Annotated in this window: 10 protein-coding genes and 3 tRNA genes; 5 read left to right on the plus strand and 8 right to left on the minus strand. The window is 45.6% G+C overall.

Translation table 11 applies throughout. The features are described 5' to 3' along the window. Positions 1–218: 218 nt before the first annotated feature. Positions 219–1,031 (plus strand): sigma-70 family RNA polymerase sigma factor, encoded by an 813-nt coding sequence (locus B9Y77_RS07080; RefSeq protein ID WP_014545470.1) that lies wholly within the window; start codon positions 219–221, stop codon positions 1,029–1,031. A 78-nt stretch (positions 1,032–1,109) separates the two neighbouring features. On the opposite strand, the gene B9Y77_RS07085 is transcribed toward B9Y77_RS07080, so the two are convergent. Further along, the gene (locus B9Y77_RS07085) at positions 1,110–2,270 is read right to left on the minus strand and encodes a coproporphyrinogen-III oxidase family protein (protein ID WP_085490994.1); all 1,161 of its coding nucleotides are present in this window, start codon (positions 2,268–2,270) and stop codon (positions 1,110–1,112) included. Between the two features lie 98 nt (positions 2,271–2,368). Here B9Y77_RS07085 and B9Y77_RS07090 point away from each other — a divergent pair. The 3 genes from B9Y77_RS07090 (at position 2,369) to B9Y77_RS07100 (ending at position 3,195) form a co-directional block, all read left to right on the plus strand. After that, positions 2,369–2,441, plus strand: a tRNA-Gly gene (locus B9Y77_RS07090). Positions 2,442–2,851: 410 nt separating this feature from the next. Next, positions 2,852–2,924, plus strand: a tRNA-Gly gene (locus B9Y77_RS07095). Between the two features lie 198 nt (positions 2,925–3,122). After that, positions 3,123–3,195 (plus strand) — tRNA-Gly (locus tag B9Y77_RS07100). A gap of 811 nt (positions 3,196–4,006) precedes the next feature. On the opposite strand, the gene B9Y77_RS07110 is transcribed toward B9Y77_RS07100, so the two are convergent. The 4 genes from B9Y77_RS07110 to B9Y77_RS07125 all read right to left on the minus strand — a co-directional run bounded on the left by B9Y77_RS07110 (position 4,007) and on the right by B9Y77_RS07125 (position 8,465). Then, complete coding sequence (locus B9Y77_RS07110) at positions 4,007–4,795, minus strand: hypothetical protein (RefSeq protein ID WP_085490996.1); 789 nt, start codon at positions 4,793–4,795, stop codon at positions 4,007–4,009. Positions 4,796–5,097: 302 nt separating this feature from the next. Further along, complete coding sequence (putP, locus tag B9Y77_RS07115) at positions 5,098–6,639, minus strand: sodium/proline symporter PutP (protein WP_085490997.1); 1,542 nt, start codon at positions 6,637–6,639, stop codon at positions 5,098–5,100. A gap of 42 nt (positions 6,640–6,681) precedes the next feature. Continuing rightward, positions 6,682–7,401, minus strand: a complete 720-nt coding sequence (locus B9Y77_RS07120) for an NAD(P)H-binding protein (protein WP_085490998.1) — start codon at positions 7,399–7,401, stop codon at positions 6,682–6,684. After that, positions 7,398–8,465 (minus strand): histidine phosphatase family protein, encoded by a 1,068-nt coding sequence (locus B9Y77_RS07125; protein ID WP_085491466.1) that lies wholly within the window; start codon positions 8,463–8,465, stop codon positions 7,398–7,400. The genes B9Y77_RS07120 and B9Y77_RS07125 overlap by 4 nt, the downstream gene beginning before the upstream one ends. A gap of 234 nt (positions 8,466–8,699) precedes the next feature. Here B9Y77_RS07125 and B9Y77_RS07130 point away from each other — a divergent pair, with 234 nt between their 5' ends. Further along, the gene (locus tag B9Y77_RS07130) at positions 8,700–9,323 is read left to right on the plus strand and encodes a GNAT family N-acetyltransferase (RefSeq protein ID WP_085490999.1); all 624 of its coding nucleotides are present in this window, start codon (positions 8,700–8,702) and stop codon (positions 9,321–9,323) included. A gap of 153 nt (positions 9,324–9,476) precedes the next feature. On the opposite strand, the gene B9Y77_RS07135 is transcribed toward B9Y77_RS07130, so the two are convergent. From B9Y77_RS07135 to B9Y77_RS07145, 3 genes are all read right to left on the minus strand, one after another. Next, positions 9,477–10,451, minus strand: a complete 975-nt coding sequence (locus tag B9Y77_RS07135) for an Rpn family recombination-promoting nuclease/putative transposase (protein ID WP_085491000.1) — start codon at positions 10,449–10,451, stop codon at positions 9,477–9,479. 571 nt (positions 10,452–11,022) lie between these two features. After that, on the minus strand, positions 11,023–14,136 hold the full coding sequence (locus B9Y77_RS07140) for a restriction endonuclease (RefSeq protein WP_085491001.1): 3,114 nt from the start codon (positions 14,134–14,136) through the stop codon (positions 11,023–11,025). Next, complete coding sequence (locus B9Y77_RS07145; RefSeq protein ID WP_085491002.1) at positions 14,133–16,040, minus strand: site-specific DNA-methyltransferase; 1,908 nt, start codon at positions 16,038–16,040, stop codon at positions 14,133–14,135. Before B9Y77_RS07145 ends, B9Y77_RS07140 begins: the two co-directional genes overlap by 4 nt. Position 16,041: the final 1 nt, after the last annotated feature.

Raw genomic sequence — 16,041 nt, forward strand, 5'->3', positions numbered from 1 at the left:
TAGAGTAGATTGCCTCGTTCAACTTGTCACTTTTTGAAAAATTTGTTATATTTTTACGACATTTTTACAAAATTACGACAGAAATATTGGACATCCACGGCTCCGAAAACCGCGAAACCGACATTTAAAGGACTTTTTGTAAAAAATTTGGAAAATTTTACACAATTGGCACGCAACTTGCTTTAAAAAAGCGATATTATAAGGGCAAGGTTTTTAAAATGCATATTGATTCTACCGATACCACTCTCAAAAGATACCTAGAAGACATCCGTCGTACCGCACCCCTATCACGCGAAGAAGAACAGATTCTTTTCCAGAAAGCTAAAGAAGGCGACAAAATCGCCCGTAAAAAACTGATTTCTGCAAACATGCGTTTTGTGCTCAAAGTCGCCATCCAGTACCGTGGCTGCCCGATTCCGCTTCCGGACTTGGTCAGCGAAGGCGCTATGGGTCTCGTCCGCGCAATCGAATCCTTCGAACACACCCGTGGTCTTAAATTCATCAGTTACGGCGTTTGGTGGATCAAGGCATATATTACCCGAGCCATTAACGAACAGGGCAACCTCATCCGCTTGCCGGCAAACCAGCACCTCCGCGTGCGTAAGGCTTTGCACGAACAATCCCGCGGTAAGGAAATCAACGAAGAAATCCGTGAATTGATCCAAATCGGTCAGCGCGGTGTTTCGTTCGATAGCCCGCTCAAGGCTGACTCCAAGGCTACTTACGCCGAAGTCCTCCCGGACAGTGGAGCATCGAACCCGGAAGCCGATTCCGAAATCCAGAGCGTCGAAGCTTTGGCTCGTGACCTCATGGAACAGCTCCCGGAACGCGAAGCCCGAGTCATCACCGGCATTTTCGGCATCAACCAGGAAGCTCCGCAGACTCTCCGCGAAGTGGGCGAATCCATGAACATCTCCCACGAACGTGTGCGTCAGTTGCGTGACCAGGCTCTCCGCCGTATCCGCAAGTACAATAGCAAGGACTTCTTGCAAGAAAAGAAGGACGCATTCTTGGCTGCGATTAATAAGTAGTAAGCCGAGAGTCGCGCTCAAAACACAAAACTTTTCCAAGCCCGCCGCAAGCGGGCTTCTCTTTTTATGGGGAAAACGCTACCGGCAGGCGTTCAGCACGTCAGTCACGACGCTATCCATGAAGATCCAGCCGCGGTCGACAAGTTTCAAAATTTTGCCATCGAACGTTGCAAATCCTTTCTTGACCCACGGTTCATAGCCATCTGGCGAAACAGAAATTCCGTCAGCAGCAAGCGCGTTCAGATCGAGACCAGAGCGTTGGCGTAGCGAGAGCCATACGCGCTCCGTCAGGATGTCATTTTCATCTAGATCGTCGTAAGTCAGGGATGCATCAGGCGAATCCGCATTCACGTAATCGCGCCAACGCGGATACATCTCTGGAGCGCAAAAACGGCGACCATCAAAATAGCTGTGCGCCCCCGGCCCAAAGCCAATATACTCGCCGCGATTCCAGTAGTTCATATTATGCAAGCTTTCATCGCCCGGCTGAGCAAAATTCGAGACTTCGTAACGCGCGAAGCCTTTTTTCTCAAGAATCTCGACGCCACCAAGATACATCGGCTCGTACAAGCTCTCGTCAATTTTTTCTTCACCACGCGATACGCGACCGCCCAAAAGCGTCCGCTCGCCCACATTCAATCCGTAAAAGCTCAAGTGCCCAAGCGGAAAGCCCGACAAACGGTCCACATCTTTCAAGAAAGAATCTACCGATTGCCCCGGCAAATCAAACATCAAATCCGCCGACACTTTAGCCTGCGGAAGCGAGGTCAACAACCGCAGCGCTTCAAACCCACGTTCCACCGTATGCCTGCGACCAATGCGGTCCAAGAGCGTTTGCGAAAACGTCTGGAGTCCAAGACTAAAGCGACGCACACCGCACGAGAGCGCCGTCTGCACAGATTCTTCGGTACACGATTCTGGATTGAATTCCATCGAGACTTCATCGAGAGCATCTACGCGAACGCCACATTCACCAAGTACAGCGAAAATTCGCTCCAGACACGCGCTCGGCAAAATCGACGGCGTCCCGCCGCCAAGATAAAGCGTTCGTGCTTGCGAAAGAACGTTTTGAGGAGATCCCGAATGTAATACAGGATGTGCCGCCACAAAAGCACGGATTTCACGCTCCAACAAGCCAACATACTCCTCGAACAGTCGAGCATTCGCAGGCATCACGCGGAAGTCGCAATAATCGCAAATCTTCGTGCAAAACGGAACGTGAATATAAATACCGAACATAGAACTACAATAAACGAAATTTTTCCGCAAAAATATAACTTTTTTCGTCCTACCCCCTTTACAATCGGAATTTTTATTTTTATAATTGGGTCACCCTCGCGGGAATAGCTCAGTTGGTAGAGCACGACCTTGCCAAGGTCGGGGTCGAGGGTCCGAGTCCCTTTTCCCGCTCTAAAAAAGATAAACCACCTACAAAGGTGGTTTTCTTTTTTTATATCGTAATTTGGACGAGGACCCGAGAAGAGGGGTCGACTAAACAACGAGATGCACAAAGTGCATACGAGTTGTTTAGGAATTATCGCGTAGCGATAAGCCCGTAAGGGTGAGGAGTCAGCCCGTGCCTTAGCACGGGAGACTGACGACGAATCATTCCCGTTCCCGTTCTAAAACAAAAGAACCACTTTCAGAGTGGTTCTTTTTGTTTTTGTGTTGATATGGGTCGGATGTTCGCCCCCTTGGGGTCGAGGGTGCGACGAATCAACAAGATGCACGCTCCCTCTCTTTAACAAAAAAAATTTCACTTTTTTCGGCTCTCACCCCTTTATAATTACAAATTTTATTTCTATATATGGGCTGTCCTCGCGGGAATAGCTCAGTTGGTAGAGCACGACCTTGCCAAGGTCGGGGTCGAGGGTCCGAGTCCCTTTTCCCGCTCTAAAATAAAAGAACCACTTTCAGAGTGGTTCTTTTTGTTTTTGTGTTGATATGGGTCGGATGTTCGACCCCTTGGGGTCGAGGGTGCGATGAATCAACAAGATGCACGCCCCCTCTCTTTAACAAAAAAAATTTCACTTTTTTCGGCTCTCACCCCTTTATAATTACAAATTTTATTTCTATATATGGGCTGTCCTCGCGGGAATAGCTCAGTTGGTAGAGCACGACCTTGCCAAGGTCGGGGTCGAGGGTCCGAGTCCCTTTTCCCGCTCTAAAATAAAAGAACCACTTTCAGAGTGGTTCTTTTATTTTTGTGTTGATATGGGTCGGATGTTCGACCCCTTGGGGTCGAGGGTGCGACAAAATTCGGCTCATGCACGAAGTGCGAAAAGACGAATTTTGCGCTTGACGCGAACGCAGGGAGCGCAAGCCCGAAGGGGCAAAGTCCAGCCGCGAAGCGGGGACTGGACTTTGACATTCCCGTTCCCGCTCTAAAAAAAGATAAACCACCTACAAAGGTGGTTTTCTTTTTTTATATCGTAATTTGGACGAGGACCCGAGAAGAGGGTGCGACTAAACAACGAGATGCACGAAGTGCGAACGAGTTGTTTAGGAATTATCGCGTAGCGATAAGCCCGTAAGGGTGAGGAGTCAGCCCGTGCCTTAGCACGGGAGACTGACGACGAATCACAAAATTCGGCTCATGCACGAAGTGCGAAGAGACGAATTTTGCGCTTGACGCGAACGTAGTGAGCGCAAGCCCGAAGGGTCAAAGTCCAGCCGCGCAGCGGGAACTGGACTTTGACCCTAAATTCTTTCGTGGGCGTAGCCCGTGGAAAAAATTTAGGATTTATCGCACAGCGATAAACCCGTAGGGCGGCAAGCCATCCGCGTAGCGGAATATGGCGAAGCCGTCATTCCCGTCACCCGCTCTAAAAAGAAGACGCTGCAAAGCGTCTTCTTTTGTTATCAGGAGCCAGGCGTTACGGGCTGGCGTCTGAAGCCCGTTAGAAGGGGTGATGGAAGACCCGACGAGCCGGGGCTGCAATCAGGGGGAAACCTCCCCCCCCCCATCCAATTTATCAAATCGTCATTTTAAGTTTTAAATCAGCCATAAACGGAGTATCTTCTCCGATTACAACGCTTTTGCCCACCGCTGTCTTTGCGGATGCCTGCAAAACGACATTCGGGGTAATCGCATACTTTAAACCGACATAGGGGTAAACAGCAAATTCACCCGTAAGATTGTCGTCGTAGCTTTCTCCAGCCTCGTTTTTCCCAGTAGCATGCCCCATTAGCACCAGAGCATCAGCGCCGACAAATGGAGTCAAAGGAATGTTCAACTTAAAATCCGCCTCAGCACCAAAATTCAATCTCAACGGAACAGAAAAATCATCATCGGTATCCACGTTTACAGAAAGGCCCAATTCCGAGCCGAAATCAACAATTCCAAAATTTTTAGAAAATTGAGCACCAAAACTCAAAACCCACACATCGTAATATTCGTAGCTTTGGTTTACAGGAACCAAGGCTTCCAAGAACACGTTCAAAAAAGGCGTAATCTGATATCGCGCCATAAGTTCTGGATTTCCAAGTCCGTTATTCTTATCCAAATTCACATAGCGTGTGCAAAAAATTTCACTCAAATTCACATAGTACGGGAGCAACACTGCCAATTCCAAATTCGGTGCGACCGTAAAACGGGAACCTAAATAAGGCTTGAGCAGCATAAGTTCACTAGAGCCCTCATAGTCAAAGCCTATTCCAACCACTGTTTCGCCCTTGTGATCTTCAAGGACTGGGAATTTGTCCCAAGTTGCAAAAGATGCGGTTGCACAAAATGCAGCCGCGAGAACTAACTTTTTGAACATACAATACCTCCGTAGAAATTGTTCGCAATGAAAATCGATTGATCATCATTTGATGGCGAAATTACAAAAGCAGACAACCTGCGGAAAAGTTTTTTTGTTCAAAATTACAAATAATCTAACAAAACACAAAAACCAGTCACATTTGTGACTGGCTCTGTACAAAATAATGACAATTGACTAATTACAGCTTCATATCGCTCAGGCGAGTGCTTTGTACTTTCGCTACGCTCAAGTACCAAATGCTAGGCTCGGAAATGTCAATGCAAGCATTGACGCTTCGCTCGCCTGACGCATTTGTCAACTTATAGTTTAATGTCAGAAAGTCTCGTGCTTTCCACGCGGTCAAATTCCAGCTGGATTTCGGCAGAGGGTTCCTTGGTCAAGAGGCTCACGACGACGATCGTCACGAAGGAGAGGATAAAGCCCGGTACGAGTTCGTAAATCTGGAAGATTTCAGCGGAGAATCCGGAGAGGTAGAACTTCCAGATAAACGTCGTAAGTCCGCCCACGAGCATACCGCTGACAGCGCCAGCGAGAGTCGTACGCTTCCAGAAGAGAGCAAGCAACATAATCGGGCCAAACGTCGCACCGAAACCGCCCCAAGCAAAGCTCACGAGGCTCATCACCACGTCAAGGAAGCTCTTGCCGTGCTTCACGCCGTCGGCACTCGGAGCGCCCTGCATAGCGACAAGCACTGCAATAAGCGTAATCACAACGACCACGCCACGGCTTACCCACATCACTTCCTTGTTGCTTGCGTTCTTGCGGAACAAGTGCTTGTAAAGGTCGTTACTGAATGCGGATGCGGACACCAAAAGCTGGGAGTCGGCAGTACTCATAATCGCAGCGAGAATGGCGGCCATGAGGATGGCGGCAATCGCCGGGTGGCAAAGAGCCTGGCAGAGAATCATGAAAATGCGTTCCGGATCATCAACGGTAATGCCGTGAGCCGTCACATAATAGCGACCGAGAAGAGCAATCATCACGACTGCAGCAAGGCAGATAATCACCCAAGTCATAGCGATACGGCGAGAATCCTTGATTTCTTCAGCGTTCTTGATGGACATAAAGCGCACGAGAATGTGCGGCATGCCAAAATAGCCAAGGCCCCACGAGAGGCTAGAAATCAACGCGATCAGACCTATGGACTTGCCCGTCGTTGCGTTCGTGAAAAGGCTCATCAAGTACGGATTCTGGGCATTCACCGCATCCATCGTCGAGGCAAAACCGCCCGAGCCGCTCATGATCATCAGCGGAATCACGAGGACCGCGATAAGCATCATCGAAGCCTGGATAAAGTCCGTCCAGCAAACGGCAAAGAAGCCGCCCATGAATGTGTAGCTCACGACCACGATAGCACCGAGAATGAGACCCGTGGTGTAATCCATACCAAAAATCGTACCGAAAAGTTTTGCGCTAGCGACAAAGCCAGATACCGTATAGAACAAGAAAAATGCGAGAATGAAAATCGAGGCAATCACGCGGATGATGCCCTTATTGTCGCGGAAACGGTTGGAGAAAAAGTCCGGGAGAGTAATCGAGTCGCCGCAGAAATGGCTGTACTTGCGGAGCCTGCGACCGACAATTTTCCAGTTGAAGTACGTACCAACCACAAGGCCGATACCGATCCAAGCTTCGGAAAAACCGCTCACGAACACAGCACCCGGAAGACCCATTAGCATCCAGCCACTCATGTCTGAAGCCTGGGCGGACATGGCGACCACCCACTTGTTCATACCGCGGTTACCGAGGTAATAGGCGTTCAGGCTGTTCGCCTTGCGAGAGAAATACGCTCCGATGCCAAGCATCATCAGCAAATAAAGGATAAAGACGACAATCGTCATAAGACCTCCGTTAGAATTTTTATAAAAATTAAAAATTTTCTTCTATACGCGGAGTTGGCGGTTATAGACGATGCGTTTGCCTTTTACACCATCGGTTGCGCAAATGTGGTCCACGGGAGGCTTGAGCATGTTTGTCACGAGATGCGCGGCAACAGTCTCCGCACGCACCGGACGGAAATGCGCCGGCACCCATTCCGGATGCGCCCCAAAAAGTTTTTGCAACAGCCCTTCGCCAAAACGTTTATCCTTGTGTTTGCCCAAAAGCAACGACGGACGCACGAGCGTGAGCGATTCAAAACCCATCATCGTGAGACCTTCTTCGAGTTGCCCCTTCAGGCGATTATAGAAGAACGGCGAATGCGAATTTGCCCCCATAGCACTCACACACAGGAAATGCTTGACGCCCTGGCGCTTTGCCAAAGCCGCAAGCGTGAGCGGCAAACGCAAATCGACCTTTTCTTGGGCAGGTTTACTCCCCGCCTGCTTTAGCGTCGTTCCCAAGCAGCAAATCACGGCATCGCAACCGGCAAAGTTTTTGCAAACGTTAGATACCCATTGTTCTTCGGGCTTTGCACTCAAAAGAGCATCAAAATCCACCGCCTCATAATTACACTTCGATACGCCATTAAAAACGCCCAGCGCATTCAAGTCTGGGACCGAACGCACCGGGCAATAAACACTATCAACCTCGTCCAACCGGGCTAACAGCTGAGCGACATTTTTTCCAACAAGACCTGTAGAACCGAGGAGCGCTATTCTCATTGAGCAGATTCGTCCACTTCGTCTCTCGGCACCATCCAACCGACTTCATCGCCACGAACCGGGAGAGCCGTTACAGCACCAGCTTCGTCAACAATCACAGCGATACCCGACAGGTAATTGACCCAGCGGAACGGATTTTCATACACCTTCAAGTTGATGGTTCTGTTAGAGACAAATGCAATAAGCGGTTCAACAAGCATGTCATGGCTTACAAGCACGCTCACGCGCTTCCAGCTCGGCATGTTCGCCACAATAACTTCGTTCACGAACTGGTTTCCGCGTTCGAATAAATCGTAGAAATAAGACGGAATGGCTGCAGCAACGACAGCGTTAGAGAAAGGAACACCATAAGAATACTGTGCAATATACTTCGGGTTTCCACCATATTTAGAGACAACCGCATCCAACGTATCGGACGGAACCGTCAAGAAATAACCACCGTTAATGCCATCCCACGTCACAACTTCGACATCCGTTTCGCCACGACCAGCTGCAATGTTCTTGCAAGTTTCACGCGTGCGGATAAAGTCCGTTGAAGCATAGTAGAAAGCATCATCACCCACAAGCTTTGTACCAAGCGTCTGCGCCATCTGGATGCCAATCGGAGTCAACTGCGATTCCGTGCCCGTGCTCTTTTGGCGCTTAGAATGGCGAATCACAAAAGCAATCTTGCTCGTCTTGGGGGCAGCCTTGTAGATATCGCCCATGTCATAGAAACCATCAGCATCGGCAGCAACAGCGAGTGCACCCGGAGTCGTTGCAAAGGTAAACGGACCATTTACAACAGGAGCAGCGCCGGAACTAGACTGGACAGCAACATCAGACGAACTTGCGGGAACACCAGAATCCACAACCGAGGAACTCGATGCCGGACTAGAAGCAATATTTTCGCTAGAAGAAGATTCGACAGACTCACTTTGCGGCAGATCTGCACTAGACGAAGAAACAGCCCCCGTATTCGGCGCTACAGGAAGCGCGCTAGACGAATCGTCGCCACAACCGGCAAACATGCAAAGCCCGACAAAAAGGGCACTCACAAGATACTTTGCGGAAATATTTTTCATTTTCAAAAAATCCTTATATACTAACATTGAAATTTAGATTTTTCCGAAAAATTTCCTCGTAAAAAATTCCTAAACACGGCAAAACTATGTATATTTAGCGCATCACTTTTATCAGAGGCTGGATGTTATCTAGTAAATATTGGTTCATTGTTTAGCGCCTTGGAAGACGAATGTTTTCAAGGCGGTCTTCCAAGGTGATTGTGCCTATTCACACAAAAATTTTGTAGATAAACAATGAAAAAATACAATATCCGCACGGAACAACCGCGCGACTTTAAAATCGTCGAAAATCTCACCCGAGAAGCATTCTGGAACGTTTACCGTCCCGGCTGTGTGGAGCATTTTGTCCTCCACCATTACAGGAACGATCCAAGCTTTATCCCGGAACTCTCGCTCGTCATGGAAGTTGAAGGACAAATTATCGGACACGTGATGTACGCGTGGTCGAAAATCGATGATGACGATGGACGCAAAATCCGCATGATGACCTTCGGGCCCATCAGCATCCACCCCGACTACAAACGGCAGGGCTACGGCAAGGCACTCCTCGACTATTCCATGGAACTCGCCCGCAAGATGGGCGCAGGTTGCCTGCTCATCGTCGGAAACATCGGATTCTATGGCAAGAGCGGATTCGTCCCAGCTTACACCCAAGGCATCCGCTACGCCGACGACCCGAACAGCGACGCGCCATACTTCTTGTGCAAGGAACTCGACGAGGGATTCTTGAACGGAGTGACGGGCTCGTACAAAGACCCAGAGGGCTACTTCGTGACCGAGCGAATGCCCGAAGAATTCGAGAAGTACGAAGCCAGCTTCCCACCTAAGGAAAAGCTAGTACTCCCCGGACAATTGTAATCAAACGCTTTTCCCGCAATAACGAGATGCGCGGCGACGAGATGTGCGGCAACACAATTGGAATGCGTCGCGATGTTCCCGGGAATGCACGGAAAATAGCAAAGGCAGCTCGCGAGAGGCGGGCTGCCGATTTTTATTTGATAAAACCGAGAATTAAAGAGAGTTAATCTCTTCTTCGCTAAGGCCAGAAGATTTCACGATAATTGCCATCGCGACATTCTGCTCCTTAAGACTTTTTGCCATTTCTCGAGTTTTCTTCAGTTCGCCCTCACTCACCCCTTCAGCATAACCCTCAGTTTTGCCTTGAACAAAACCTTCGGCATGACCTTCTTTCTTGCCTTCGGCAAATCCGATTTCATGTTCTGCCATCAAATCTGTCACGTTTTTAACCTCGCAGTTGAAAAGCTCTTCTGCAAAATTAATCAATTTTACCGAGTCAAGCAACCTCCGGAAGGTTTCATTCTGCATAATCTTTTCGGGAACGGGTTCCTCGTTGATAACAACCTTGATAGCGCGGAGCCACTGGGCTGCTTCGGAGTTGTCGTTCGTGGAAATTCCCTTTTCTTCGAGCCTGAAAAATTTCTCGATTTCCACGAAAATTTTTTGGATTTTCGGGAAAAACTTTCTCCCGTTGCACATTTCGTCAACATGGTGGATGTACTTTTGCGGTTCTTCAGGGAATAGCGTAAAATCCAAAAGTCCAAGGAAGTAAATGCGCGGCAGTTCATACTTTTCACTCGTATGCACCTGATTCTCAATGACACGGGACGTATAGTATTCTACACGGTCACGATAGAAGTCATCGCCTTGTTGCTGCACTTCGACAAGCACACGCTCACCCGCATTGGTCGTTCCGATAATATCCACGATGCAGTCCTTTTTGGTGAACACACCAGGAAATTCCTGCATTTCAAGCGAGATATCCTTAATGGCATCGCCATCATGCAAGTCAAGCATCGCGTTGACGAGCGAAATAAGGAGCGCATGGTCCTTTTCTTCGGCAAACACAATCTTGAAAATGCCGTCGCTGAGGATGTAGGCGTAGTTGTAGATTTCCTGGTACTTGAGAAGGTTCTTCTTGTCAATTTCCATTGCCCTGAGCAAGGAATAATGTTGAGCACGATTCATTTGAATCTCCAAATTTTAAGTTATAATGGCGAAACCACGGTCGCCGTCCGGCAATCGCTTGCAAATTTTTTTAATGACACGCGTTTAACGTCCACCATTTTTACGGCAGACGGAGCTCTACGTTGATCGCCAGGGGGCCAGTTTCCCCATAGGGTGTATGCTGCCTCGAATTTTTCGCCTGTCGAGCAAAATAAAGGGAGGTCGGCGTCAAGCAGATAGTGGAACTTCCTGCCCTGAATTTATCGGCGTCGGCAGGGTTAATGCAATCTACAGGGAATAATATACCACTATCCAAACAGCGATGCAAGGGGTCGAAATTTTGCGAAAAATCAGCGACAATCCGCCTACAACCCCGTATTTAAACCAAGCTTGAAGTGCATTTTTTTACAAATCAAGATTTTTTGTAATACAAGTATTCCACCCAACTTGAAGTCAAAAAATTTGACTTCAAGTTGTTTTTTGGGGTTCAAGGCCGAAAATTTCGACCTTGAAAATCAGTAGTTTTCAAGGTCATTTGGGTATTCAACAAAAAACGAGTCGCATTATGTGACCCGTTTCGTATTCTTTAACTTTATGCTTTATATGGAGCTCTTGGCTCTGCCGCCATAGACCATTCAGGTTGTTGTGGAATCTTGTATTCATCCTCCAACAGCCTTCTTTGCAAATCTACAGGGGATTTTTCGAACCATTTTTCATCTTTGTCATCAACAAAACGATAATCGACTCCTACAGCCGCAAAGTGTTTATAACCGCAGATAATCTTTCTTGCTTCGTTAGAGTGAGGCAACGCATTGATATCTTCCGTACCTTTGGTTTCACGAACAATTTCAAGTTGTTGATTCGCTCCATCCGTTCGCAAGATAGCCCAGTCCGGATTATAATTTCCGATAATTTTGGGCAACTTGACTTTGTATTGTGAAGGGAACTTGAAATAGAGCTGAACATTGCCTGGAGCACCAATTTCATTTAAGCGCTTGACAAAATTTTTCTCTACATTGGAATCAACTTGAATTTTATTGTAAATCGATTGATCAATATTAGCGACTTCCAATTCTGAGGCCGGAAATGTTTTGCTATCTGGGAACAATTCGTTTCTATCATCTTCCCCAGAAGATGATGTTGGCGTGTATTCGATATACTTTGCAATGTGGTCCTTGACGACCTCACTCAAAATCTGAACAAATTGGGCAATGAACGCCTCCGGATTCCTAAGGAACTCCATTTGATGAGTTTGTTTAATTCCCTTAAAAATATTGAGAATGGTTGCTCGAGTTAAAGGAACCTCACTTGACACACGCGCAAGCAAATTCGGTTTTGGGACATCAGGATATTCAGCATCCTTACTATTTACTGTAAGTGCTTGCCCCGACTGAAATTCAAATTCTCGAGGAACATCTTTTTCCAAAGGTTCCTTGAAAATATTCACCGACACCGTTTCATCTTCGGTATTTACGGATTGTACCTTAATTTTTGCCAAAACAGCATCGGTCTTATCAACCGCTTTTCCCGCTGCAATCTCTTTCTCACTGCGGTTATTTTCAAATTTACGACCGTTAGAATCACTTATTTCAACAAGCAATGTTGCTGAACCCGTTTTCGAAATATTTTTAAGAGTAAAACGATACTTAGTCGTGACATATTGACCTTTGGTAGTCACGATTTGCGCTGGTTTAAAGGCAGCACGATTCACTTTTTCAACAGCCTCTTTTATGAGTTCTTCAGTATTGATTCGAATATTATAAGTCGTCTTTTGGTTCATTTTTGTCCAAAGGGAATCAAATTCGGGGCTATCAAATTTAGCAGTACGCTTAACAGGCACATTTCTGCGATAATTTCCGGGTTTCGTCATATTATCGGCATTGATGCCATCTTTACGATACTCTTCATATAGTGACTTAGCATATTTCTCAAAACTTTCGCTAGCGACTATAACAAGCTTATTCAATTCGTGATCTGTGATTCGCGTACCAGCAAATTCAGGGTGTTTTTCAGTCCCCTCCTGTACAGGTAAACGTAGTCCACGGCCAATAGCTTGGCGTCGAGTGCCTTCGCTCTTTATCTCACGCAAGGAACAAATCTGGAATACATTAGGATTATCCCAACCTTCACGCAAAGCCGAGTGTGCAAATATGAAATGGTGCGGTTCACGCGTATCCAGCAGTTTTTCCTTATCTTGCATAATCAACTGATAAGCAGCCTTTTCCGCTTCCTTTTCATCCGTGGCAATTTTTCCACTTTCACCAATATCTATTTCGGTTTCTTCGCCAGTTTTCTTATCCCTCTTTTTGGCGAAATATGCAGTACGAACATCTTCCGCGTTCATGTCTTTAAAATGACTAGAGGCGAGTTTCATCTTATTGAACTCTTCATCAAAGATGCGTTTGATGATTGGATCTTCGCCATTATAACTTGAAACACGATCAACAAAGAATAAGCTCAGAACTTTAGCTTTATAACCTGCAGCATTTAACAAGCCTTCGCGTTCAATATGAGCTTCAATGGTATTATGAATCATTTCCCTAAAAATGGATTCACGGCTAAGAGATGCACAACTAGATTCATCTAGACCATAGCGGAAACCATTAGAAAATTCAACATACTCGTTATCTTTTATTGCACTAATATCGGTAACAGTTAAATCGAGATATGAATTATTTTTTGTCTTTGACTTAAGAGAATCGTTTGGCTTAAATGTTAATGTTTGGGATTTCAGAGAGCCCTCAATCTTACAATTGACCAGCATATCTACAGATAAGGGTTTCTTGTTTATTCGTTCAATCTTGAAATAGTCTTCTTTTTCAGAAGCTGCGGTATCTTCTTCACTACCAAAAATCTCAATTTTCTTGACAAGATTCATCTGCATGGCATCGAATGGTGTCAAGTTATAGAGAAGATTGGGCGGATTTGTCCCCGGAGTTGCCGAATATCCAACACTAAAAAGCGGATGCAGAGTTCGTAAAGCTCGACGAGCTGTATCTGTCTGATAATTTTGAACTTCATCAAGAATGAGAACGGGACGTGTTTCTTGAATGAATTCAATGGGGAGTTTGCCACCCATGATTTTGTCAGTTTCTTTGAACAGGACATTCGAAGCCTTGTTAAAAGAATCTATCGTCATGAGCATGATTTGCACAGAATTTGATTGAGCAAAATCTTTACAAGCCTTGACATTCCCATCGTATTCAATAATATTATTCGGTATCGTCCCCTGTGGGAATAGTTTGTGAAAATGCGTTCTAGTAGCATTAAACGTAGCTACCGCACCTTCGTAAATGGCTACAGACGGAACAACAACGATGAACTTGCGGAAACCGTATTTTTCACGCAGAGAATAGATAGTCCGCAGATAGACATATGTCTTACCGGTCCCCGTTTCCATATTAACGGTGAATTCTGGATAGGAATAGAAATCAAATTCACCCGTGAGCGTGTCGCCAGAATTTTGCGCACTTAGCCCACTTTGAACATCTATACCATTGCGTCGTTGGATTTGAGCAAGATTGTCAGCAAGCCAATATTCTTCAAAAACTTCATCCGTATTAGCCACAACATCGGCCGAAGTAATACTTTCAAAGCTCAAATCATCATCTGTGCGAGAAAGGCCATCAAACAAATCAACAACTGCATTAACGGCTTTGATTTGGTATTCCTGATTTTCGTCAAACTTGATTTTTACCTTACTCATATTGTTTCAACCCTACCTTTGTCCGAAAGTTGGGCATAGAGTTCATCATCAATAGCAGAATTCAAGCAGATAAATTTATCATTTTCTTCAAAAGTGATGTTCTTGACGGTTTCAGTTTTGATTTTTTCATCAAGACATACATGCAAAACGATGGGGCGGCCCTCATCCACAATGCGATAGATTGTGTTGCCTGCCAAACTTGTAACTTTTTCGATTTTAGAATCGAGGGCAAAACCCTGACGCAGAATGATTTCAACGAGAAGTCCTTGAACATCGTTCGGGTTATTCATATCAAAACCATCGCGAAGTGGTGTTACTTGCTTTTCCATGGAGCCAATTGCTAAGTCAAGAGCCAACTGGTCAGAACCTATTGTAGGCTTGTATGCAGCGATATTGGATTTTGCAAGGCGATAGACCTTAAAACCGACATCAAGTTTATCTTTTAATTCAGGATGCTCTTTGAGAATCTTTTTGCCTGCACGACGGATGCGTTCCTTGCCAATTTCGCAGATAGTATGTTTGGACTTCTTTATTGATTTTAAAAATTTAACGGCATTTTCCGCTTGCTTTTTCGAATCACCTACTCCACTTTTCGCTTCTACATCTAAATCAAACGGCATCTGAATCATTACGAATTTTGCATTACCATACTGAAGAAGGGCATCTGCAGCAGAAGCACTACCAGAAAAGAAGTCTAAAACAATATCATTTTTCTTTACATTTGAAATTTTATACAGATTCAAGAGCAATTTTGTCGGTTTAGGATTACTGAAAATATTTTTTTCTCCAAACAAATTTGTCAATTCATCATTTCCACCCTGATTGTGACCAAATTGTTCATGAGTCCACCAATTAGTAGCGCACTGCCCTTCTTCTTCTCTTTCAGATTGATAATATTTTTTTCGAGGCATTCCATCTCCACCTTTTGGAAAATAGATTCTACCTTCTGCTAAAAAATGCTCATATGTAGATTTTTCACCCATCCATTCTCCAGACAACACTTTACCATTTGGTGCTACAATGTCATATTTAGAACCAGATTGATCCGAGCCAACTTTCCAAGGTTTACTCGCCCAAGGACCTTTTGGGTCATTGTCTGGATTTGTAAAATCTGCAGTCAAATCAAGTTTACCAACACCAGCCTCTTTATACGCAGCGGAATCTTTCGCATAAACTAAAATGTGTTCCGCAACCAAGCCAATCATTTTTGTTTTGTCATTTGGTTGATTATGGCGTCTTCTCCAATGTATATGGCCCTCAAAATTTTCTTCCCCAAAAACTTCATCACACAATAGTTTCAGATTTGCCTGTTCGTTATCATCTATACTAATGCAAATAATTCCATCCTGCCTTAAAATTTCACGAGCAAGTTGCAAACGCGGAAGCATCATGTCCAACCACTTGCGATGATAAGCACCACTGCTTTTGGGATTAGCAACAAGCGAAACACCTTTTTCATCCACTTGTCCCGTAAATTTCAAGTAGTCTTCTACAGGTTCAGCAAAATTATCGGGATAAATAAAATCCTTACCCGTATTATACGGAGGGTCGATGTAAATCATCTTAACACGACCACCATAGCTCTTTTTCAAGCAACGCAGAACTTCAAGGTTATCACCTTCGATATAGATATTGTTGGTTTTATCTTCATTTACGCCATCACCAGGAACGGGTTCAAGCGTACCCTCCGCTGCTTTACGAGCCAATTTCTTAGCATTCCTTTTGCCCGGCCAATAAAGGTTGTAACCAACATCGCTTTCATCATAAGATTCAGCATCAAATAAATCCTTTAATGCTTCTGTATTCAGTTTTCCATCTCGCACAAGTTCTGGATAGAGTTGCTTGAGAGCTTCAAAGCGTTCGTCTTTGGGAGCCGTAGCATCCATAAAAGAATTGCGTTCCATT

The sequence above is a fragment of the Fibrobacter sp. UWB13 genome (assembly GCF_900177805.1).
Classification (GTDB): domain Bacteria; phylum Fibrobacterota; class Fibrobacteria; order Fibrobacterales; family Fibrobacteraceae; genus Fibrobacter.